Annotated in this window: 20 protein-coding genes; 10 read left to right on the top strand and 10 right to left on the bottom strand. The window is 42.0% G+C overall.

The window, feature by feature from the left end; all coding sequences use genetic code 11:
* Positions 1 to 29 precede the first annotated feature (29 nt).
* The 4 genes from FTU09_RS11355 to FTU09_RS11370 form a co-directional block, all read right to left on the bottom strand.
* Positions 30 to 479 carry an ammonium transporter gene (locus tag FTU09_RS11355; protein WP_004976129.1) on the bottom strand — a complete coding sequence of 150 codons (450 nt, stop codon included), beginning with the start codon at positions 477 to 479 and terminating at the stop codon, positions 30 to 32.
* A gap of 101 nt (positions 480 to 580) precedes the next feature.
* The gene (locus FTU09_RS11360) at positions 581 to 1588 is read right to left on the bottom strand and encodes a PIN domain-containing protein (protein WP_096901707.1); all 1008 of its coding nucleotides are present in this window, start codon (positions 1586 to 1588) and stop codon (positions 581 to 583) included.
* 16 nt (positions 1589 to 1604) lie between these two features.
* Positions 1605 to 2570, bottom strand: a complete 966-nt coding sequence (locus FTU09_RS11365; protein ID WP_179989444.1) for a hypothetical protein — start codon at positions 2568 to 2570, stop codon at positions 1605 to 1607.
* Positions 2571 to 2697: 127 nt separating this feature from the next.
* Positions 2698 to 2940 carry a SlyX family protein gene (locus FTU09_RS11370; protein ID WP_004976120.1) on the bottom strand — a complete coding sequence of 81 codons (243 nt, stop codon included), beginning with the start codon at positions 2938 to 2940 and terminating at the stop codon, positions 2698 to 2700.
* 35 nt (positions 2941 to 2975) lie between these two features.
* Between FTU09_RS11370 and FTU09_RS11375 the strand changes: the two genes are divergently transcribed.
* The 3 genes from FTU09_RS11375 (at position 2976) to FTU09_RS11385 (ending at position 7123) form a co-directional block, all read left to right on the top strand.
* The gene (locus tag FTU09_RS11375) at positions 2976 to 4883 is read left to right on the top strand and encodes an ATP-binding cassette domain-containing protein (protein ID WP_179990480.1); all 1908 of its coding nucleotides are present in this window, start codon (positions 2976 to 2978) and stop codon (positions 4881 to 4883) included.
* 167 nt (positions 4884 to 5050) lie between these two features.
* Positions 5051 to 5986, top strand: coding sequence for a lauroyl acyltransferase (locus FTU09_RS11380; protein WP_180080367.1), 936 nt, complete (start codon positions 5051 to 5053; stop codon positions 5984 to 5986).
* A gap of 24 nt (positions 5987 to 6010) precedes the next feature.
* Positions 6011 to 7123: a glycosyltransferase family 4 protein gene (locus FTU09_RS11385; protein WP_180080370.1), complete on the top strand. Its 1113-nt coding sequence runs from the start codon at positions 6011 to 6013 to the stop codon at positions 7121 to 7123.
* Positions 7124 to 7468: 345 nt separating this feature from the next.
* Here the strand turns inward: FTU09_RS11385 and FTU09_RS11390 are convergent, their stop codons facing one another.
* The gene (locus FTU09_RS11390) at positions 7469 to 8596 is read right to left on the bottom strand and encodes an endonuclease/exonuclease/phosphatase family protein (RefSeq protein WP_096901696.1); all 1128 of its coding nucleotides are present in this window, start codon (positions 8594 to 8596) and stop codon (positions 7469 to 7471) included.
* A gap of 189 nt (positions 8597 to 8785) precedes the next feature.
* Between FTU09_RS11390 and asd the strand changes: the two genes are divergently transcribed.
* The 5 genes from asd to truA all read left to right on the top strand — a co-directional run bounded on the left by asd (position 8786) and on the right by truA (position 14703).
* On the top strand, positions 8786 to 9904 hold the full coding sequence (gene asd / locus FTU09_RS11395) for an aspartate-semialdehyde dehydrogenase (protein ID WP_004976115.1): 1119 nt from the start codon (positions 8786 to 8788) through the stop codon (positions 9902 to 9904).
* A gap of 169 nt (positions 9905 to 10073) precedes the next feature.
* A complete protein-coding gene (locus FTU09_RS11400) occupies positions 10074 to 11492 on the top strand; it encodes a FimV family protein (protein ID WP_257226858.1) in 1419 nt (472 codons plus the stop codon).
* 66 nt (positions 11493 to 11558) lie between these two features.
* Positions 11559 to 12866 carry a fimbrial protein FimV gene (locus FTU09_RS11405; protein WP_180080375.1) on the top strand — a complete coding sequence of 436 codons (1308 nt, stop codon included), beginning with the start codon at positions 11559 to 11561 and terminating at the stop codon, positions 12864 to 12866.
* Positions 12867 to 12912: 46 nt separating this feature from the next.
* On the top strand, positions 12913 to 13893 hold the full coding sequence (locus FTU09_RS11410; protein WP_004976109.1) for an asparaginase: 981 nt from the start codon (positions 12913 to 12915) through the stop codon (positions 13891 to 13893).
* Positions 13894 to 13905: 12 nt separating this feature from the next.
* Positions 13906 to 14703 (top strand): tRNA pseudouridine(38-40) synthase TruA, encoded by a 798-nt coding sequence (gene truA, locus FTU09_RS11415; RefSeq protein ID WP_180080378.1) that lies wholly within the window; start codon positions 13906 to 13908, stop codon positions 14701 to 14703.
* A gap of 132 nt (positions 14704 to 14835) precedes the next feature.
* Here the strand turns inward: truA and FTU09_RS11420 are convergent, their stop codons facing one another.
* A complete protein-coding gene (locus FTU09_RS11420) occupies positions 14836 to 15843 on the bottom strand; it encodes an AraC family transcriptional regulator (protein WP_004976104.1) in 1008 nt (335 codons plus the stop codon).
* A gap of 230 nt (positions 15844 to 16073) precedes the next feature.
* Between FTU09_RS11420 and infA the strand changes: the two genes are divergently transcribed.
* Both infA and FTU09_RS11430 read left to right on the top strand, forming a co-directional pair.
* Positions 16074 to 16295 (top strand): translation initiation factor IF-1, encoded by a 222-nt coding sequence (infA, locus tag FTU09_RS11425; protein ID WP_001284370.1) that lies wholly within the window; start codon positions 16074 to 16076, stop codon positions 16293 to 16295.
* A 158-nt stretch (positions 16296 to 16453) separates the two neighbouring features.
* Entirely contained in the window at positions 16454 to 16864 is a 411-nt protein-coding gene (locus tag FTU09_RS11430) for a hypothetical protein (RefSeq protein ID WP_167845758.1), read from the top strand.
* Between the two features lie 114 nt (positions 16865 to 16978).
* Here FTU09_RS11430 and leuB read toward each other — a convergent pair whose 3' ends face one another.
* The 4 genes from leuB to leuC form a co-directional block, all read right to left on the bottom strand.
* Positions 16979 to 18058: a 3-isopropylmalate dehydrogenase gene (gene leuB, locus FTU09_RS11435; RefSeq protein WP_004976098.1), complete on the bottom strand. Its 1080-nt coding sequence runs from the start codon at positions 18056 to 18058 to the stop codon at positions 16979 to 16981.
* Positions 18059 to 18097: 39 nt separating this feature from the next.
* Positions 18098 to 18661, bottom strand: coding sequence for a hypothetical protein (locus tag FTU09_RS11440; RefSeq protein WP_154321072.1), 564 nt, complete (start codon positions 18659 to 18661; stop codon positions 18098 to 18100).
* A 102-nt stretch (positions 18662 to 18763) separates the two neighbouring features.
* Positions 18764 to 19414: a 3-isopropylmalate dehydratase small subunit gene (leuD, locus tag FTU09_RS11445; RefSeq protein WP_004976094.1), complete on the bottom strand. Its 651-nt coding sequence runs from the start codon at positions 19412 to 19414 to the stop codon at positions 18764 to 18766.
* A gap of 97 nt (positions 19415 to 19511) precedes the next feature.
* A complete protein-coding gene (gene leuC / locus FTU09_RS11450) occupies positions 19512 to 20960 on the bottom strand; it encodes a 3-isopropylmalate dehydratase large subunit (protein ID WP_004976092.1) in 1449 nt (482 codons plus the stop codon).
* Positions 20961 to 21221: the final 261 nt, after the last annotated feature.

The following is a 21221-nucleotide window of genomic DNA, read 5'->3' on the forward strand; positions in this document are numbered from 1 at the left end:
ACCGTATTTCCTATTTAATGGTTTAAAAATTAACGTTCAGCCAAGCTATGTAAAAAGGCTTTCATCTCATCTAATTGAGTTGCGCGAAGATCGGCTTCTTCATCCCAATAGATTCCTACACAGTTTGCCTGCATATCAATAGCATAAATGCCCTTTAATGCAATGGGTAAGCCTTGGAATTTCTCATCGCCATGCAACAGCTCTAGCTTTTGGTCTGTCACTAAAGCACGCATTAACGGTAAACGTGCATCGGCAATGAGTACGCTGTAATACGCCACCATACTGGCACGTGATTCCGTAGCTTTGGGGATTTTTGTCCAATCAGGTGCAACCACCAAACGAGGGTGTAGTCCCATTTTTCGGGCTTTTTCACGCATCAATCCTAAAGCTTTTTCTCTTGGGCTGACACGCAGACCAAAAATAGAGCCCATCACAAATATAATGATGGCAACGGCAACCCAAATTCCAGTATTTTCCATAGTACAACCTTTCTATTCTTATATTAGAGTTGCATAAGCACAATATAAAACGCAAGTACCACCGACTAAAATCAACTGGCTTTATCAGAAGCTTATACTGTTTATGACAAAACTTCCGTATTAGGTTGTTCCATCAAACTTGTCTGAATTATTGTTGTATTCAAACAAGTTTTGTCTAGACTTGCCCAAGCCTCAATCAAGGAATCGTTATATATTAGTTTAGTACTTTCTTGCTTAACAATATTTTGCTTTATTAAAATATTGATAAAGTCTTGAGCCAATTGCTGAGCGTTTAACTTTAATACAGATTGAATCGAATTCAGTAAACTATTTAATTTTGCAGGTTTATTATTGCTAATTTTACTTAGATAATCACAATACTGTTTCACTCTTTGCAAGTGCGGCTTAATCTGAATTTCATCAACTGACGGTAAAGCTTTACTCAAAGCCTGTACCTCACCTTTTTCTCTAAATTTAAGAGCATCTTTCATCCGAGATAGCTCATAACTTACAGTCTGATCTTTAATTTGGATCAATTGATAATCTTTTAACTGCTCAATAATCTTTCTGGTATTGCTTGTATATCCTTTTAACCAAGACTTTAGAGCATTGTTTAATGAATTAAATTGTTTGGGTTGATTTTTTAAAAGTAATTGGATTGCAAACAGTAAAGGTTTCAGTTCATCAGAACTTAAATCAGTTTCTTGATTTATTAATTTGAACTCTTTGCTAGGTGAAGATAAGAGATCCCTTTTTAACTGTTGAGACTTAAAACCCATTACTGTCAATAAATCAACAATATATTCAATTTTCTTGTCATTAGACATTACATCAAATTCAACATTTGATTTATCCATTTGAATAGATAACTGACCAGCTAAGAAAGCTAATCCAAAATCTGCAGCATCTGGGCCAATCTTAGGCATTTTAATAAGAACAAGCTTTTTCTTGCTCACAAAATCAGAAAGCATCTGCAAACCATCTAAGCTTAAATTTATAGGTGATTTTGCATATACCAAATACACGAATTGATATTCAGATAAATATTTTAGAAGTTCTTTTTCTGATTTATGTAAATTTTCAATATCCAACAACAAGACTTTTTTCATACACTCTCACAATCTTTTAACTCAAGAACATCTCATGACTATATAGCACTTCATGTCCATTCCAATAAATATAGCCTTTTTCAATCAGTTCTTTGAGCAATAAACGAATATCAGACTTTGGAAATAACCGCTCTAGTAAATCACGCAACTCATAAATATCTTTCGGTTTTTCACCCTTTAGCTCACGTAACTTTTTGGCAACTTCCCATTGCACAGGGTCAATTTGGCTAAAGTTTTTAAATAAACTGTGCTGAGGATGTGGCTCTACGGCTTCAGTTTGCGCCACGATTGTAGAAGTGACTGTCGCCTCTTGCGTAGATTCTTCCACGACATCTAGGTCAAGTTGAGCCCATTGTTTCAGAACTTTTTTACGAAAGCTAATTTGTTCATCCACCCGCTTTACAATTTTCAGGCTCATCAACATACCAACCACATGCTGCACTTTGTCGGCCTCAAGTTGCAAAATATTGGCAATTGAGTGTTTTAAAGCTTCTAAGTTGGTTGGCTTGCCTGACATTTTTGCCAGCGCATCACAGTACTTTTTTACCAACAGCAATTCAGGTTTGCTGCGAATTGCCATTGGGCTTGGTAAACGATTTTTGCTTTTCCCAGACTGCATTTCAGGCTGAATATGAATCAGGTGACAGGCAATTTCAGATGCTTGCAACATTTCCATTAAAATCTGAATACTGTCAGCCGCAGAAATCACTTCAACTTGTGTTTCTGGCTCTAGCAGTGCCATCAGTTGCCCAACTACCACTGCATATTCAAACTCTTTAAACTCTGCGCGCGGGCTGTCTAAAATCATAAGTTGACCCGTACTGATCCAGCCAGCGAGTTCAGTTAAATCCTGCAAGTTATATTCAAATTTTCCTGCACAATTAAACAGATACACACTCGGATGATGCTCAATAATTTCTCGCAACAAAGTCGCGGTAGGCAGGTTGTTTTCAAGGTCAAGTAATACAACTTTAGAGGACATAAACTTTAGCGGACACAATAGGGTTTAAAAGATTCAGGCACAGCAGCCGAGCATTACAGCGGGAAGTACAGCAAAGGTCAAATTAAAATCAGCACGGAAACCAATACCGTTGATTAAGTACGATTGATTAATAGTGTGGTGGGCGATTGGTCATCGGGTCAAATGGTGCAATCCCATCCGACAAATCTGCCGACTCTACCCGCTGATATAACAACTGCATTTGTTTCTTTAAATCAGCAATTTCCAGACTTTGATGAACCACTTGTTCATTCAATTGCTCAACTAAATCGTCCAAAAATGCAATTCGCACTTGCAAATCTTCAATGGGTGCGGAAAATGACGCCTGATCATCTATACTTTGTTTAGTCATTTCAAATCCTCATTTGAGATTTTTTAGGAAACACTATGGCCTATATTACTTTAAGGGATGTCCAACTTGCATTTGGTGGACCTGCCTTGCTCGACGGCGCGAATTTTAACCTAGAACGTGGCGAACGAGTGTGTTTGATTGGCCGTAATGGAGAAGGTAAGTCTACTCTACTTAAACTGATTGAAGGAAGTTTACTGCCCGATGCAGGTGAAGTGTCCATTCAAAATGGCATCACCATTGCCATGTTGGCGCAAGATGTACCCATGGATTCAGGCAAAGTCGCCGATATTGTGGCCGATGGTGCAGGTGAAGCTGCTGCAGTATTAAAAGCCTATCACGAAGCCAGTGATGCCTGTGTATTGGGCGATATGGATGCCTGTGACCGTATGGGGAACTTGCAACACAAGCTAGATCAGCTTGATGGCTGGGCGCTAGAAAATAAGGTCAATGCCATTTTAAGTAAAATGGGACTTGATCCAAATGCCGACTTGGCCGATTTATCGGGTGGACGTAAACGTCGTGTGTTGTTGGCACGTGCCCTACTCACCCAACCTGACGTATTGTTGCTAGATGAGCCGACCAACCACTTAGATGTGGAAAGTATTGAATGGCTAGAAAAATTCCTACTCGATCAAAATAATTTAACTCTACTGTTTATTTCGCATGACCGTGCTTTTGTCGATAGTATCGCCACCCGCATTGTCGAGTTAGATCGTGGTGTATTACGCAGCTACGAAGGTAACTATTCACGTTATTTAGATTTAAAGGCGCAGCAACTAGAAGCCGAAGAAAAACAAAATGCGCTGTTTGATAAAAAACTGGCCGAAGAAGAAGCATGGATTCGTCAAGGCATTAAAGCACGTCGTACCCGCAACGAAGGACGTGTGCGTGCCTTAAAAGCCTTACGTGAAGAATCAAAAGCACGTCGCTTCCAACAAGGCAAAGTCAATATGGCAGCGCAGGAAGCCAATCGCTCAGGCAAACTGGTCTTTGATATTGAACATTTACAAGTGGCCTTTGGCAATCAAGCTCCGATTATCAAAGACTTTTCAACACTGGTATTACGTGGCGATCGTATTGGTTTAGTTGGCGATAACGGTGTCGGTAAAACCACCCTGATTAAAGCCATTTTAGGTGAAATTGAGCATGGTGGCTCTGTCAAAACAGGCACACAACTGGAAATTGCCTATTTCGACCAATTACGCAATGTCTTGGATTTGGAAAAGTCGGTCAAAGATAACGTGTCTGAAGGTTCAGACTTTGTTGATGTGAACGGACAACGTCGTCATATCTATAGTTATTTACAAGACTTTTTATTCTCACCAGAACGTGCACGCACGCCGGTTAAAGCTTTGTCTGGCGGTGAACGCAACCGTATTTTACTGGCAAAATTACTACTCAAACCATCTAACCTAATTGTGATGGATGAGCCGACCAACGACTTAGATATGGTCACTTTAGAGTTGCTTGAGGAAATGCTCAGCGACTATAAGGGTACTTTATTGCTGATTTCACACGACCGTGCTTTTATGGACAACGTGGTGACCTCGACTTGGGTATTTGATGGCAAAGGCAATATTGATGAATATATTGGCGGCTATCAGGACTACTTGCAGCAACGCCCAGACCAAACTGTAGTTGATCAAAAAAGTGATGTTAAAAAAGCCGTTGCCAAAGCCGAAGCAGCTGCAGCAGCGCCAACGGCCAAAAAAGTAAAATTGAGCTATAAAGATCAACGTGCTTTAGAGCAGTTGCCAGGTGAAATTGAAGCACTGGAACAGGAACAAACCGAATTGGCTGAAAAACTGGCGGATGGTTCTTGGTTTGTAACAGATGCCAATGCAGCCACCAAAGCCTCACAGCGTTTGGCTGAAATTGATGAAGAACTGCTGAAAAAACTAGAGCGTTGGGACGAACTGGAAAACTTAGCGAATGGTAACTAAGCATATTGGCTTAAGTGATTATTCCTAACTTTTTAAGCACAGGACTTGTCCCCAATACCAAAGCTTTGCAAAACCATTTTAAGCATCTTTCCCATTGGACGTATGCTTTTAAATTTTAAAATCGGTTCGTGCTAAACTGCAACGATACAACACTTTACACGGTCATTATGAGTCAACACACTGAATATCCACCAGGCGAATTTCAATGGTCTTTCCTGTTGCCAAAATATTGGGGCATCTGGATTGGCATTGTCTACCTGATGATTTTAGCCATTTTGCCGTGGGCGATTCAGTATCGTTTGGCGCAGCTTTTAGGCAATCTTGCCTTTAACAGCATGAAGTCACGTCGCGTAACTACGTTACGCAATTTGGAAGTGTGTTTTCCTGAATGGAGCGAGGCTGAAGTACATGAAAATGCTCGCCAAGTCTTTGTTGATCAAATGCTGGGCGTATTTGAAACCTTAAATGCATGGTACTGTCCACAGTGGTTTAAAGGACGCACTCAGGTTGAAGGTTTGGAACATATTCAGCAAGCCCAAGCAGATGATCGCGGGGTTTTATTGTTAGGCACACATTCTACTCTGCTAGATGCAGGTGGCTATGTCTGTGCACAATATTTTGACCCCGATGTGGTCTATCGTCCACAAAACAATCCCTTACTGGACATGCTGATTTACCGTTGTCGCGCCACCATTTACGGTCATCAAATTGACCACGATGACATGCGTGGTTTAATCCGCCACTTAAAAAATGGTCGTGCCATTTGGTATAGCCCAGATCAGGACTTTGGTTTAAAACAAGGTGTTATGGCGCCATTTTTTGGCGTGCCTGCTGCGACAGTTACAGCGCATCGTCGTTTACTTAAAATGACCAAAGCCGCAGCAATTCCGTTATATTTTTACCGTACAGGTGAGCTTTCCAACCCTCAATATAAAGTCTTGATTGAACCTGAACTGCTGGATTTCCCAAGCGCAGATGAAGTTGCAGATGCAACGCGCACCAATTTCATTATTGAGCAGCAATTACGGATCGCTCCTACCCAATATATGTGGTTTCATCGTCGGTTTAAGAGCCGCCCCGAAGGTTATGACAGTATTTACTAATCTGTACGGCAGAAGGAAAGATTCATGAAAGTCATGCAGTTATTACCCGAATTAAACAGTGGCGGTGTAGAACGCGGTACGCTCGAAATCGCCCGAGCCTTGGTCGCTCAAGGACATACGTCATTGGTGGTGTCGAATGGCGGACGGATGGTTAACCAACTCGAAGCTGAAGGTTCCACTCATTTAAAGTTAGCCATCCACAAAAAATCATTATCAAGCTTGTGGCAAATCCGTCCTTTACGCCAACTGATTATGCAACATCAACCTGATATTGTGCATGTACGTTCCCGCGTACCTGCATGGCTAACTCATTTTTCCCTAAAAGGTATTCCAGCCGAAAAACGTCCACACTTAATTTCAACTGTACATGGTTTTTATTCAGTTAACCGTTACAGCCAAATTATGACCCAAGCGGAAAAAGTGATCGCAGTTTCTGACAGTGTAGTCAAATACATTCGTGATCATTATCAAAACTGTCCACCTGAAGATATTGTCCGTATTTATCGTGGAATTGACCCTGCTGCATTTCCGCACGGGTATCAACCTTCGGCACAATGGATGCAACAAACCTATCAAGATTTCCCAGAACTTGAACATAAGTTTTTAATTTGTTTGCCGGGACGTATCACCCGCTTAAAAGGTCATGAAACATTGATTGATCTAATTGCGAAATTAAAAACCCAGTATCCACAGATTCATGCTGTTGTTGTAGGCGGTGCAGATGTTAAAAAAGCAGCTTATTTACAGGAACTGGAACGCAATATTCGGGATAAACATCTGACCGAAGCGATAACCTTTGTTGGACACCGTTCTGACATTCGCGAGTGGCTTGCGTTTAGCGATATTGTACTTTCACTTTCCAATCAGGCAGAAACCTTTGGACGCACTGCGCTCGAGGCTTTATCGTTAGGAACACCTGTGATTGGCTGGAACCGTGGTGGTGTGGCTGAAATTCTATCACAACTGTATCCGCAAGGACTCATCGCGGTAGATGACCAAGTCGCTTTATTCAATGCAGTGCAATTGCATCTGGAAACACCGCAAAGTGTCGTCCCTGTTGAATTGTTCAGCTTGGCAGATATGTGTCATCAAACCTTAGATTTATATCAGCAAGTTTTGCAGTCAAAATACGCCTAAAACCAAACCATAGAACTGAATCGAGCTGATTGAAGTTTAATTTTTTTTAAAAACTATGAGAGTGAAAAAAATAAGTCCCCCAAAAATCATCGCCCGAGTTCTACATCCTGTAAAACTCGGGCTCATGAGGTTGTGCTTTCAAAACTTATTGTTATTTTATTGTATGGCGTTCCTTACCTACATCATATCCTTGATGTTTATCCGTCAGCGTCGTCTTCCTTAATGGGATATTCCGTTCCCGAGTCCTTGTGCTGATGAATTAATCTTAACCAGATCAGTCAGAATAAACCATGCGTCATGTGCCTAAATCCGTGTAAGCCATTTCGTACACTTTTCGTTTAATTTCTAAACCGATTTATCCTGTGCTTTATACGGTTGTGCAATTTCATCGGTCACCAGTTTTTCTTCTCGCTCTGCTTTTTCAATCCCCTCCTGAATCGCCTGTTGTGCTTCCTGCTCATCGGCATCAGTTTGGGGCAGCTCTTCCTGAATTCGATCAAACACCCGCCCAGTTTGCAATACCACATACACAGGAAAATGGTCTGAACCGATATGCGCCAAACGCTGCATATCCACCAATGCAAAATCGGTACTATGAAATACATGGTCTAATGACCAACGCAGTAAAGGATAATCGGCATGAAAGGTATTGATATAGTGCCGCCCTACGCGCGGGTCGAGCAAGCCACTGATTCTTTGAAACAAGCGCGTAGTCCGCGACCACGCCACATCGTTTAAATCACCCATTACGATACAGCTTTCATCTAAATCTTTGATTTGATCGCCTACAATCAACAATTCGGCATCTCTTAAAACTGAATCTTTGGCTTCGGTAGGACTTGGTGGTTTAGGATGCAAACAATACAACTGTACAGGCTGCCCCGAAGGCAAAATCACACTGGTATGAATGGATGGAATTTCATCGCTGAGAATAAATTTGATCTCAGTGTCTTTTAATGGCAAACGGCTATACAAATGCATGCCATATAAATTATCTAAAGGCACAGCGACCCGATAAGGATAGTCGGCTTCAATCACAGACAAGGCTTGTTGCCATGCCAAATCAGTTTCTAAAGTCAATACCAAGTCTGGTTTTAAGGCTTGAATATGTTCAATCAACAGATGATATTTCTGATTTGGTGTCAGAACATTGGACACGATTAATGAAATTTGTTTTTCAGGATTTAGCTGTTCTGGACGAACTTGTTTGACCTGTTTTTTCCACAGCAAGGTGTAGGGCAAGACCATTTTGAGCTGATAAGCCAAAGCCGCAATCAGTCCAATTAAAATCACTTGGCTAGACACATCCCACGTCTGCTCCCAAATCAGTAGCAAAACAAAGGCAATGATGCCTAAAACCAAGATCTGTAAACGTGGAAAATCTGCGCCCCGAATCCACCATTCATCACGTGGAATCAGTGACCAAAAACTTAACCAAATGACTAATATTGCAAGCCCTTTTACCCAAATCATCTTGCTTTACTCTTTTGTATTTTTTGTCGTTTTTACATGAAAACCAAAGTTATCAATTTTGTATGTAACACAAACAAGAGATTTCACTCAATAATACTCATGTTTTGTTCATGTAATGCTTGCAGTTGCGCCCCCTTTTGATAGACTTATATTCCTTTATTGTTTTTTAACGCACCGAGGCAAAGTGGCATGAAAGTAGGTCTGGTCGGTTGGCGCGGGATGGTGGGTTCCGTCCTTATGCAACGTATGGTTGAAGAAAATGATTTTGCTCATTTTGAACCATTCTATTTCTCTACCAGTAATGCTGGTGGTGAAGCACCAGCATTTGGTGGTAAGACTGCCCCAGCACTTATGGATGCAACAGATATTGAAAGTCTGAAGCAAATGGATGTCATTATTACCTGTCAAGGTGGTGATTACACTTCTGCCGTTTTCCCGAAGCTTAAAGCTGAAGGATGGAATGGTTACTGGATTGATGCTGCATCTACCCTACGTATGGATGATGAAGCGATTATCGTACTTGATCCAGTCAACATGAATGTCATTAAAGATGGCTTGGTGAATGGCACCAAAACATTTGTGGGCGGTAACTGTACTGTTTCACTCATGTTGATGGGCTTGGGTTCATTATTCCAAAACAATTTGGTGGAATGGGCAACTTCAATGACCTATCAAGCAGCTTCTGGTGCAGGTGCGCAAAACATGCGTGAGCTGATCACAGGCATGGGCTACTTGTATAACAACACCAAAGACTTGTTGGATGACCCACGTTCACCAATTTTAGACATCGACTCTAAAATTGCCGAATTACAACGCGGCGAAGGTTTCCCATCGGCAAACTTTGGTGTGCCTTTAGCGGGTTCTCTCATTCCATATATCGACAAACAGCTTGAAAGCGGTCAGTCAAAAGAAGAATGGAAAGGTCAGGTTGAAACCAACAAAATTTTAGGCAATCAGCAGATTGTTCCTATTGATGGTCACTGTGTACGTATTGGTGCAATGCGTTGTCACTCTCAGGCAATCACATTGAAGCTGAAAAAAGACGTTCCATTGAACGAAATTGAAGATATGATTCGTCAATCAAGCCAATGGGCAAAAGTGGTACCAAATACACGCGAAGCATCAATGACCGATCTTACCCCAGTTGCAGTTACAGGGACTTTAACAGTACCTGTTGGTCGTTTACGCAAAATGAACATGGGTAAAGAGTACCTTGGTGCATTCACTGTAGGTGACCAATTACTTTGGGGTGCAGCAGAGCCATTACGTCGCATGTTACGCATCTTAATTGATTACAAAAATGCTTAAGCCTCGTCTTGAGCACTGAATCATTTTGGATTCTGTGATCAAACTCAACAAGCCAGTCAAATTTGACTGGCTTTTTTATGTAATCAACGTGTTAATATTTTACAATCGACATACAACTCGCTACTCTATCCTTTTCGCCTTGCGATAAATGACCGAGCTAACAATTAAGATGACTGTATATAACAAATTAAAGATCGCCATTTTATCTATTTTGGCTTCACAGCAAATGTATGCAATGAATGTTGACCCGATTCAAATTCAGTCAACAACTGGGGAATTGCTCTATGCCGAAATCAACTTTCGTCAATCGAATGTGAATGAAGCGATTGATGTCAGTTTAGCTACGGCAGAAGATCTGATGTCGATTGGTGCGAGTCACCGTCCGCCTGGTCATCTTAACTTTTTTACACGTCGTAACAGCAATGGTACAGGGGTTATCACCATTACCTCATCTCGACCGTTAACCGAGTCTGAGTTGAATATTGTGGTCAAAATTAAAGAAGGCAATGCAACCCGCCTGCAACATATTCGCACCCCATTAAAACGCAGTGCACCTGCGCCATTGGCCGCTATGCAACGTAGCAATGAACAAGCTTTAATGCCTGTTATGATTGTCAATGAGCAAGATATTGCTTTAAATTTACCTGTAAGTACGGCCTATCAGGTTGAAACACCCAAAGCAATTGAACAACAGGCTTTTGAAGCACCGCTAACCATTAAACGCAATACACCGCCTGCGTTAAACCATCAAGCAGTAACAGTGATTCAAACTGCACCAAGCCGTAGCGCAGCAAGTGAAAATACGACTGTGATTACCCCAAAAGTAGCGCCAGCACAGACAAATAACAACCCAACACCGACAGCATCTACAGCCACCACTTCAGTCACCGCACAACAATCGGCTGATCCATTGGTACAAAAATTTGCTGAACAGCAACGTACGAAGCAACTAGCACAAACTCAGCCTGCTGCTGCAACGAAAAAGCCTGCACAAATAGCGGCTACACAAGCTAAACCAAGCCCTGTAACAGCGAAGCCTACGGTCAATACTCAACATGTAGTGCAATCGAATGAATCATTATGGGCCATTGCCTCACGCATTGCGGGCGAAAACAATCGCCCTGTTGCCGAAGTGATGCAACAAATTAAAGCCAATAATGAGCATGCTTTTATTCAAGGCGATGCCAATCGTTTACGTCGTGGTGCGACCTTAAACTTACATGCACAAGCTAACTCTAAACCAGAGAAAAAAGCCGCAATTCCAAAACCAGAAACGGCCAGTGCACCACAATCAGGCAAAGCCAAATATCGTTTAAATCAAGCAGAAATGAGCCTCGTGGCAGAGAATCAACAAGACTCGACCCACGGTTCTGCCAAGAAGAACACACAATCCACACAAACTTCGGGTGACTTGTCATTAAAAGTTATGACATCCCGCGAGAAAACCGTTAAATTACAGAGAAACGTAACAGAATTAGAATTGGCATTACGTCAGAAGGATCACAGAATTCAATTACTCAACGCGCGCCTTGCCGAACTGCAACAACAATTGCAAAAACAACAAGCCGCAAATAAGCCAAAACACTAAATGTTACACACAATGATTTTTTTGGGATAAGGTCAAACAGGGACCACATCCTCAAGGGGTATAAACATGCTGATTTATGTGATTCCGTTTATTTTATTACTGGTGATCGCAATTTTCTTGAAAAAGCGTGAAGCAAGTAAAGAAGCCGAACCAAGCAACAAGAAAACAGCAGCGCCAGCCAAAACCAGTGGCAAGAAAACCACAACTACCAAAAAAGTTGCCCAGAAATCGGTGGTGGTTGAAGAGGTTGTTCCAACACCACAACACTCTACCCCTGTTCCTGTAAAAATCCAAACCAACATTGAAAACCTGATCAAAGAACGTAATTTCTTTGCTGCAGAAGCACAAATTAACCAAGCATTAAAACGTGATAACTCATTGCATGGTTTGTATTTATTCTTGCTTGATATTCATTTACAACAAAAAGATGAATTTGCAATTGATCAATTGCTGAATCATTTACGTTCTTTAGAGCTTGACGATATTCTGTCACAAGCTGAAGCGAAAAAAGCCAGTCATGCACATGAAGATATTGCTGAAAAATCAGCAAATGAAGCGCCGACAGCAGCTCCAAGCAGCTTAGATTTTACTGCACCTGTGAGTACGCCAAATCAAACGGCTTCTTTTGACCAGTTACAGCACGAACTGACCTCAAATAAAACTGCAGAACCTGAAGCAGCTTTAGAATTTGACACCTCATCGTTAAATTTCAGCCCTGCAGCTACACCTGTTGTAGAAAAAGCAGCCGAACCTGAAGTCAAAGCAGAACCTGCTGCACTGGATTTTAATTTCTCACTCGATTCCACAGCAGCAGAAGCAAAAACTGAAGCGCCTGCAATTACAGCTGAACCAAGTGTAAGCCCTGCAGAGGAAGTTAAACCGCTCGACTTCACGTTTGATTTAACACCAAGTCCAGCTGAAACAACAGCCCCAGAATCAACAGTCAATGAAGCTTCTTCAGTCAAAGCCCCAAGTCTAGACTTCAATTTTTCTACACCAGAAAGCGCATCTGCGGTTGAAGCAAAAGCTGAACCTGCAACGCCTGATTTTAATTTCACATTTGACAGTGCGCCTGCTGAGGAAACCAACCTTCAGCCTGCAATTGAACCTGAAGTCATTGCTGCACCAAGTATTGCACTTGAACCTGCTGCAACCGTTGTCAGCACAGATGTTGATCTAAATGATCCATTGGTGAAATCATTCCCAGACTTATCTCAAGTAGATGAAATTCAGTTGAATTTAGACTTGGCGAACCAATATGTGGAATTGGGCGCTTATGATGCTGCGAAAGCTTTACTTAGCGAACAAGGCGCAAATTATTCTGCTGAACAACGCCAACGTGCCGATCAGTTACTGAATCAAATCGCTTCTTAATTCAAATCAGATTAAGATAAAGCAGTCATTCTTGGCTGCTTTTTTTATGATGAAAAAAATTGCGTTAATCTATATGGGCGGCACTTTTGGCTGTGTCGGTGAACCACTAAGCCCAATGCCTGCGGAGCAATTTCTGCCACGCTTGGCACAGGTCTTACCCCTAAATTTAGAGATTGAATGCTTTGTTGCCCCTGTCATTAAAGACAGTAGTGCCTGCACAGCCGCAGACTGGTTACAGCTCATTCAATATATTCAAAAATTACAACACGATGATTTTCAACATTTCGTTATTTTACATGGCACCGACACCCTCAGCTATGCCAGCGCAGTCTTGGCACGTTTTTTAGCGCAAAGTACCCATGTCATTCTCACGGGTAGCCAATATCCCTTACTCAATGCACAAGGCACAGATACCCGTGAATTTAGTGATGCCTTGGACAACCTAAATTTTGCTTTACAACAGATTCATCAAGTGACTCAGGGAGTATATCTGGCCTTCCATCAGCAACTGATTCATGCCGCAACGGCACTGAAACAACACACCACCGAGTTAAATGCATTTACAGGTCAGTCTGCTTTGGTTTACACGGAGAACAAATCGCAGAATGAGCCAGCATTCAACATTAGCACTCAACATATTGAAAAAGCCCAGCACTTTAACTGCCTGAACTGGATGTTACAGCCAATTGCCATTTCCGCTTTGGTCGATAATTTAAAAGCCTTACAGCAACAGCCACCACACTGCCTCATTTTACAGAGTTATGGTACAGGCAATATGGCCGTCAATGCCGAAGTGATTGAGTTAATTCAGGCCTTACAAGCTCAACAATGTGCCGTGATTCTCACCACCCAAGTCACTTTTGGTGGCATGCAACAACGCTATGCGATCAGCCAGTGGTTACAGGACAGTAAAATTTTAATCAGTGATTGCCAAAGTCACGCAGATCTTTATGCCAAAGCCTTAAAAATGTATTTACAATACGACAGCCTTGCACAGTGGTATGCGCATTGGCAGTCTTCAGTGTGATTTGAGGTGATTATGCAGCGTTTTGCAATCGGAATTGAGTTTTGTGGCATTCGGTATCGGGGTTGGCAAACCCAGCAAGCAGGCGTACCTAGTGTGCAGGAAACCATTGAAAAAGTTCTGAGCAAAATTGCCGATGAACCCATTATTTTACATGGTGCAGGACGTACCGATGCAGGCGTGCATGCAACCAATATGGTGGCACATTTTGATACGCATGCCATTCGCCCTGAACGCGGTTGGTTGATGGGTGCCAACAGCCAACTACCCAAAGACATTGCAATTCAATGGATTAAAACGATGGATATGGACTTCCATGCTCGTTTTAAGGCTCAGGCACGGCGTTATCGCTATGTCGTGTATAACAATCCACAACGCCCTGCCTTGCTGCACAAACAAGTCACTCACGCTTATTATCCCTTAGATGTCGATAAAATGATTGCGGCTGCGCAGAAATTTGAAGGGAAACATAATTTTGAAAGCTTTCGTGCCGCAGCGTGTCAGTCCAATCAGCCTGTCCGTCATGTCAGCCATTGCCGCTTAATTCGTCACGGCAATTATTTAGTGTTAGATATTCAAGCCGATGGTTTTTTGCATCACATGGTTCGCAATATCATGGGTTGTCTATTGGAGATCGGGCAAGGTTTGTATGACATTGCACATATTGACCAAATTTTTGCAGCTCAAGACCGTAAAGCAGCAGGAATTACTGCCCCGCCAGATGGCTTGTATTTTATTCAGGCACATTATCCTGAACAGTATGATTTACCGAAAGTTCCTTTAGGGCCACATTGGTTAAACATGCCGGAATAATTTAATCCCTCCCGACCTCCCTTTTCCAAAGAGAGGAGCTCCATTTCGAGGCGTTAAAAACGAAAGTCCCCCCCTTTGAAAAAGGGGGATTTAGGGAGGATTCTGTTTAGGAAAGGTTTTAAATTTTCAAACTTAACGCTGTTTACGTTTTCTATATTCCACTGGAGTTTCATTGGTCCAGCGTTTAAAAGCACGATAAAAAGTACTTGGCTCTGAAAAACCCGTTAAGTACACAATCCGCTCCACGCTTTCATTGGTATTCGATAATAATCGTTTAGCCAAACGACATCGATAATCGGACAGAATTTGCTGAAAACTGGTATTGGCTTCACTCAATTGGGTACGCAAACGACGTGGCGTGATATTCAATTGTGCCGCCACTGTTTCTAGTGTCGTTTCTCCACTTTCTAAGGTCGAACCAATGGCACGGCGCACTTCACCAACCAAATCATAACGCGCCAGTTCCTGCAGTTTTTCCAATGCCAACTGTTCGTGTAATTGCAATAACTCAGGTTCTGCCTGCCACAGTGGATAATCCAAAATACTCGGATCAAAATACAAACGCGTTTCTTTCTGCCCCAAACTCACAGGACATTCAAAGACACGGAAATATTCATCATCTGCAGCACCATCACTAAAGTTAAAGTCAATATAAATAGGCTGAAAACGACCTTCGGTAATGAATTTAAAGAAGCGTAAAACACCCGACATGGCGCATTCAGAAAAATGACGATTGACGATATTTTCTGACCACGGCTGCACGCCATTGGTTAAATAGCAGCGTCCATCTTCCACCACCAATTTGGCATCAAAAGCATCACTAATCAGGCGTTGATAAGCCAAAGCACGTTTTAGGCCTTCACCAAAGTTTTCTGAAGAAATAAACAAATGTTCAATCACCTGCCCGCGATAAAGTGGCAAATGTTCCCCCAGATGTAAACCAATATCAGGGTCTTTACTGACTTCCTCAGCCGCAACCCAAAACGCATATTGTGCATTTAAAGGCGTACGTTCATTGGCTTCGACCTGATTTAAGGCCACACCTGCTTTTGTTAAAATATCTTCGGTTGGCAACCCCGCACGACGAATCGCTTGGTAGCCTAAACGCAATACAACCGATGCATCAGTTAGCTGACCCACGCAAAAACCTTCCTTGTATGTACTTCATTTATACTTAAAAAGATTGAAATTAGATTAACTGCGATTGACCGAACTGACAACCTACCCAAGCCCATTTTTACAGAAAAAGTATAAACCGATGATTCGCTTATTTTACTAACAGATGCGCTGTGTATAGGGTAAAGCATCTTGTTTTTTTCAGAAAAATTGCCTATAATTTGCGCCTTTCCAATTTGATACTCAGGTAGGCTATGGCCAATAAAGAGGAACTCATCGAGTTCGAAGGCGTTGTCACCGAAACGCTTCCTAATACTATGTTTCGTGTACGTTTAGAAAACGGTCATGAAGTGATTGCTCACATTTCTGGTAAAATGCGTAAACACTATATTCGTATTTTAACAGGCGACAGTGTGAAAGTTGAAATGACACCTTACGACTTAACCAAGGGTCGCATCACTTATCGCGCACGCTAAGTTTTAGAGTAAGCTAAAGCCACTTTCGGAGTGGCTTTTTTACGTTCACTTAAAAAAATTCTGTTTAGCCTTTAATTCGTCCCCGCCGCTTATCGAATCACCACATTCTTTTCTTGCATTGCCTTCTACAATAAAGTTTTGAGCAAGGGAGAAAAAGCATGTTATTTCGATCCTGCGTTGCTTGTATAACAGGTCTTTTTGCGCTCAGTTTAGTGGCGTGTAGTAGTAATCCACCGCATTCCACTTTAAACCGCGATGCGTATTTACAGCAATTTATTGGTCAATCTAGCCAATATATCCTGACCCATTTGCAATTAAGCCAAATTGGCTATCAACAGCTTGGTACAGCTCAAGCTACCCCTCAATTGCTACATTACCGTATCATTATTCGTCCTGTACGTGTTCCGATCCCTATGGCGCAGCATCCCACTACAGGTATTGGTGCTGTTCCGTTAAATATCGGTATCCCGAGTCATGAAAGTTACGATGTTGCACTGACTTGTGATTTGTATTTTCGCCTACAGCAGGGTATTGCTACCGCAGTGTATGTTTCGGGACAACGCTGTTAAGTCTCCTAGCTAAAACACTCTGAAAGTACAAAACCAATAAAAAAACGCAGCCCGAAGACTGCGTTTAATGATTTGATTTTGAGCTGTAAGCGATAGGTTAAATCGCTTAAATTTTTAGTTGAGTGCCGTAACGACTGCTTGACCCATTTCAACAGTACCAACTTTATTCATGCCTTCAGACATAATATCGGCAGTACGTAAACCTTGATCTAATACATTGCCTACTGCATCTTCAATGGCTTTTGCTGCCGCTTCTTCGCGGAAGGTGTAACGTAACATCATTGCCACAGAAAGAATGGTTGCCAATGGGTTTGCCAAGTTTTGACCTGCGATATCTGGCGCTGAACCATGGCAAGGCTCATACATACCTTTGCCATTTTCGTCTAAAGATGCAGATGGCAACATACCAATAGAACCTGTCAACATCGCCGCTTCATCAGACAAGATGTCACCAAACAAGTTACCTGTCACCAATACGTCAAATTGTTTTGGCGCGCGTACCAATTGCATCGCTGCGTTATCGACATACATGTGCGACAAGTTGATTTCTGGGTACTGTTCTGCATGTAACTGAGTCACGGTTTGCTTCCACAATTCAGTCACTTCCAGTACGTTGGCTTTATCCACCGAACATACTTTACCGCCACGCAATTTCGCCATTTCAAACGCTACTTTTGCAATGCGTTTGATTTCTGACTCAGCATATACGTCGGTATTAAAACCTTGTTTTTCACCATTTTCTAATTCACGGATACCACGTGGCTGACCGAAATAGATACCACCTGTCAATTCACGCACGATTAAGATATCTAAGCCCGATACAATTTCAGGTTTTAAGCTTGAAGCATCTGCCAATTGTGGATACAAAATTGCAGGACGTAAGTTAGCAAATAAATTGAGTTCTGAACGCAATTTTAATAAGCCACGCTCTGGACGGATTGAACGCTCAATGTTGTCCCATTTTGGACCACCAACTGCACCCAATAAAATTGCATCGGCTTTTTTCGCTTGCTCAGATGTCACTGCTGGGTACGGTTCGCCATGTGCATCAATTGCAGAACCACCCAATAAACCTTGTTCCCAAGTCAAACCCAAATTGAATTTTTCATTGACACGTGTCAGCACTTGTTCAGCAGCTTTCACAATTTCTGGACCAATGCCGTCACCAGCTAAAATCAAAATATGTTTTGACATGAGAGTTTCCATTGTTCATGACAGTCAAAGACTGTGGGATTAAATTTTTTGTTCTACAAACTCACCCAAGCCATTTAAGACATTGTAGGGTTTGCAAAAACGTCGAATGGTTTTGTTGTTTTGCACCAAATCTACACATAAAGGATCTGGCGCAGACACATTTAATAAGCTGCCTTTAGTACGACTTCGATCACGATACATTCTAAAGGTATATTTTTGCTTGGCATTAAACTTATGAATTACATGCAGTTTTTCTGCACGATCTTTAGAAATGGGATAAAAGCGAATCACCAATTCATGTTGTTTAGGCGGTACAGATAAATACAAGGCATTGGATTTATTTAAGGATGATTCCTGTAAACGCACTAAACCCTCCTGAATGGCAGCACGTGTAACACGATGTTTTTCTGCATCGACAATTGTGACCGTATTTAAACGCTCAAACTCACAATCATCTGTACCCGCACAGTAAATCAGTGCATTGGATTTGCTTTGTTCAGTTTCTTTCACCTGTTTAATGCGTGCTGTATTCCACGTTTGGCATGCGCTTAGCATGGTGATACATAATCCAATGACAGCAAGCCGACCGAAAATTTTAGTCATTGTTCGCGCCCAACCTCACCTGTTAGATACAAAATATAAAAATTATTATGTGCCGATGTTAGCAAGAGTTAGGCAGCGATGCTATGACAAATTTCAGCGAATTTATGCCTGAATTTCGGCAAAAACCCATGGACGCGACTGCTTAGTTTTCTCTTCATAAGCACGAATGTCATCGGCTGCTTGTAATGTTAAGCCAATATCATCCAAACCATTCAATAAACAGTGTTTACGGAATGGATCTACTTCAAATTTAAATGCCGTACCGCTTGGTGTACGTACTTCTTGTGCGTCCAAGTCGATGGTTAATTGATAGCCTTCAGTCGCCGCACACTCTTTAAATAATTGCTCGACCTGCTCTTCAGACAAGATCACAGGCAACATGCCGTTTTTAAAGCAGTTATTGAAGAAAATATCGGCAAAGCTTGGTGCAATAACGGTACGGAAACCATATTCATTCAATGCCCAAGGTGCGTGCTCACGGCTTGAACCACAACCAAAGTTGGCACGTGAAATTAAGATTGAAGCACCCTGATAACGCGGCTGATTCAATACAAACTCAGTATTAATCGGACGTTTTGAGTTGTCCTGACCCGGATAACCTTCATCTAAATAACGCAATTCATCAAATAAGTTATCGCCAAAACCTGTACGTTTGATAGATTTCAAAAACTGTTTTGGAATGATTAAGTCTGTATCGACATTGGCACGGTCTAATGGTGCAACGATACCTTGTTCAACGGTATATTTTTTCATGTTTAATTCTCACTGAATCCGTAACCTCTCCCTTACCCTCTGCTATAGCGAGAGGGAACGCCATCTCTCTGAGAGAAGGCTGGGATGAAGGCATAACTTAGAATGAACGTACGTCTACAAAATGACCTGCGATTGCTGCCGCAGCTGCCATTGCTGGACTCACCAAATGGGTACGACCACCGTTACCTTGACGACCTTCAAAGTTACGGTTTGAAGTCGATGCACAGTGTTCACCCGGTTGCAATTTGTCTGCGTTCATTGCCAAGCACATTGAACAACCTGGTTCACGCCATTCAAAGCCTGCTTCTACAAACACTTTGTCTAAGCCTTCTTGTTCCGCTTGTTGCTTAACTAAACCAGAACCCGGAACCACCATCGCCTGTTTAATGCTTGCTGCAACTTTACGACCTTTAATCACTTCAGCGGCTGCACGAATATCTTCAATACGCGAGTTGGTGCATGAGCCAATAAATACGCGGTCTAATTGAATATCTGCCAAAGACTGACCTGCAGTTAAGCCCATATATTGATAAGCACGCGTCCAGTCATTGCGCTGTACATCATCTTTCGCCTGCTCTAAAGTTGGTACGGCTTGTGATACTGGAATGACCATTTCAGGTGAAGTTCCCCAAGACACTTGCGGCTCAATTTCTTCGCCTTGTAATACCACTACGGTGTCAAAGTGCGCGCCTTCATCTGAGTGTAAAGTATTCCAGTAAGCAACTGCTGCATCCCATTGCTCGCCTTTTGGTGCATAGTTACGACCTTTCACGTATTCAATGGTTTTGTCATCCACAGCGACCATACCTACGCGCGCGCCTGCTTCAATCGCCATATTACATACTGTCATACGTCCTTCAATCGACATATCACGGAATACTTGACCACCAAACTCAATCGCGTGACCTGTACCGCCTGCAGTACCAATTTTACCAATGATCGCTAAAACGACATCTTTCGGTGTAACGCCTTGACCTAATTTGCCATCTACACGCACTAGCATGTTTTTCATTTTCTTTTGAACTAAGCATTGGGTTGCTAATACGTGTTCAACTTCAGACGTCCCAATACCATGCGCTAAACACCCAAATGCACCGTGAGTCGCTGTATGTGAGTCACCACAAACTACGGTCATACCTGGCAAAGTTAAGCCCTGCTCAGGCCCAACCACGTGCGCAATCCCCTGACGGATGTCGTTGATGTCAAACTGCACCACGTTAAAGGTTTTACAGTTGTCATCTAAAGTTTGTACCTGAATACGTGAGGTATCATCTTCAATACCTGCAATACCGTCTGCACGTTCTTTCTTAGACGTTGGTACGTTATGGTCAGGCGTTGCCACGTTGGCACTTAAACGCCACGGCTTACGTCCTGCAAGTTGCAAACCTTCAAAGGCTTGTGGAGAAGTCACTTCATGCAATAAATGACGGTCGATATACAATAAAGCCGAGCCATCATCACGTTGAGTGACCAAGTGATCATCCCACAATTTGTCGTACAAAGTTTTTGCAGCTGGATTTTGTGCTTGTTGGTTTTCGCCTGCCATGTCAGATCTACTCCACTGGACTGGGTAATTTTTTCATTAATTTGATTATAACCGCGAATTTGTATAAATCTAATTTATCATTTTTATTAATTTAAAAACTTTTAGGAATTATTTAGTTGTTTCTAGCAAAATAATTTTTATCCACTGGAGCGTAAAACCTCGTGGTTCAGCACGAGGATATAAGCGACTGGAGTAAACCATATGAACGACACGAAATGTCGTTTTAAATACTTGTAATATAGTCACTATTAAGAAAAATAC

It is taken from the genome of Acinetobacter sp. YH12058 (assembly GCF_013419805.1).
Lineage (GTDB): Bacteria > Pseudomonadota > Gammaproteobacteria > Pseudomonadales > Moraxellaceae > Acinetobacter > Acinetobacter towneri.

Coding starts and splice junctions, on each gene's coding strand:
- infA (WP_001284370.1), top strand. CDS start 16,074: ATGGCCAATAAAGAGGAACTCATCGAGTTCGAAGGCGTTGTCACCGAA.
- FTU09_RS11410 (WP_004976109.1), top strand. CDS start 12,913: ATGATGAAAAAAATTGCGTTAATCTATATGGGCGGCACTTTTGGCTGT.
- FTU09_RS11430 (WP_167845758.1), top strand. CDS start 16,454: ATGTTATTTCGATCCTGCGTTGCTTGTATAACAGGTCTTTTTGCGCTC.
- FTU09_RS11360 (WP_096901707.1), bottom strand. CDS start 1,588: ATGAAAAAAGTCTTGTTGTTGGATATTGAAAATTTACATAAATCAGAA.
- FTU09_RS11370 (WP_004976120.1), bottom strand. CDS start 2,940: ATGACTAAACAAAGTATAGATGATCAGGCGTCATTTTCCGCACCCATT.
- FTU09_RS11375 (WP_179990480.1), top strand. CDS start 2,976: ATGGCCTATATTACTTTAAGGGATGTCCAACTTGCATTTGGTGGACCT.
- FTU09_RS11390 (WP_096901696.1), bottom strand. CDS start 8,596: ATGATTTGGGTAAAAGGGCTTGCAATATTAGTCATTTGGTTAAGTTTT.
- leuC (WP_004976092.1), bottom strand. CDS start 20,960: ATGGCAGGCGAAAACCAACAAGCACAAAATCCAGCTGCAAAAACTTTG.
- FTU09_RS11400 (WP_257226858.1), top strand. CDS start 10,074: ATGACTGTATATAACAAATTAAAGATCGCCATTTTATCTATTTTGGCT.
- truA (WP_180080378.1), top strand. CDS start 13,906: ATGCAGCGTTTTGCAATCGGAATTGAGTTTTGTGGCATTCGGTATCGG.
- FTU09_RS11365 (WP_179989444.1), bottom strand. CDS start 2,570: ATGTCCTCTAAAGTTGTATTACTTGACCTTGAAAACAACCTGCCTACC.
- asd (WP_004976115.1), top strand. CDS start 8,786: ATGAAAGTAGGTCTGGTCGGTTGGCGCGGGATGGTGGGTTCCGTCCTT.
- FTU09_RS11355 (WP_004976129.1), bottom strand. CDS start 479: ATGGAAAATACTGGAATTTGGGTTGCCGTTGCCATCATTATATTTGTG.
- FTU09_RS11405 (WP_180080375.1), top strand. CDS start 11,559: ATGCTGATTTATGTGATTCCGTTTATTTTATTACTGGTGATCGCAATT.
- FTU09_RS11440 (WP_154321072.1), bottom strand. CDS start 18,661: ATGACTAAAATTTTCGGTCGGCTTGCTGTCATTGGATTATGTATCACC.
- FTU09_RS11385 (WP_180080370.1), top strand. CDS start 6,011: ATGAAAGTCATGCAGTTATTACCCGAATTAAACAGTGGCGGTGTAGAA.
- leuD (WP_004976094.1), bottom strand. CDS start 19,414: ATGAAAAAATATACCGTTGAACAAGGTATCGTTGCACCATTAGACCGT.
- FTU09_RS11380 (WP_180080367.1), top strand. CDS start 5,051: ATGAGTCAACACACTGAATATCCACCAGGCGAATTTCAATGGTCTTTC.
- leuB (WP_004976098.1), bottom strand. CDS start 18,058: ATGTCAAAACATATTTTGATTTTAGCTGGTGACGGCATTGGTCCAGAA.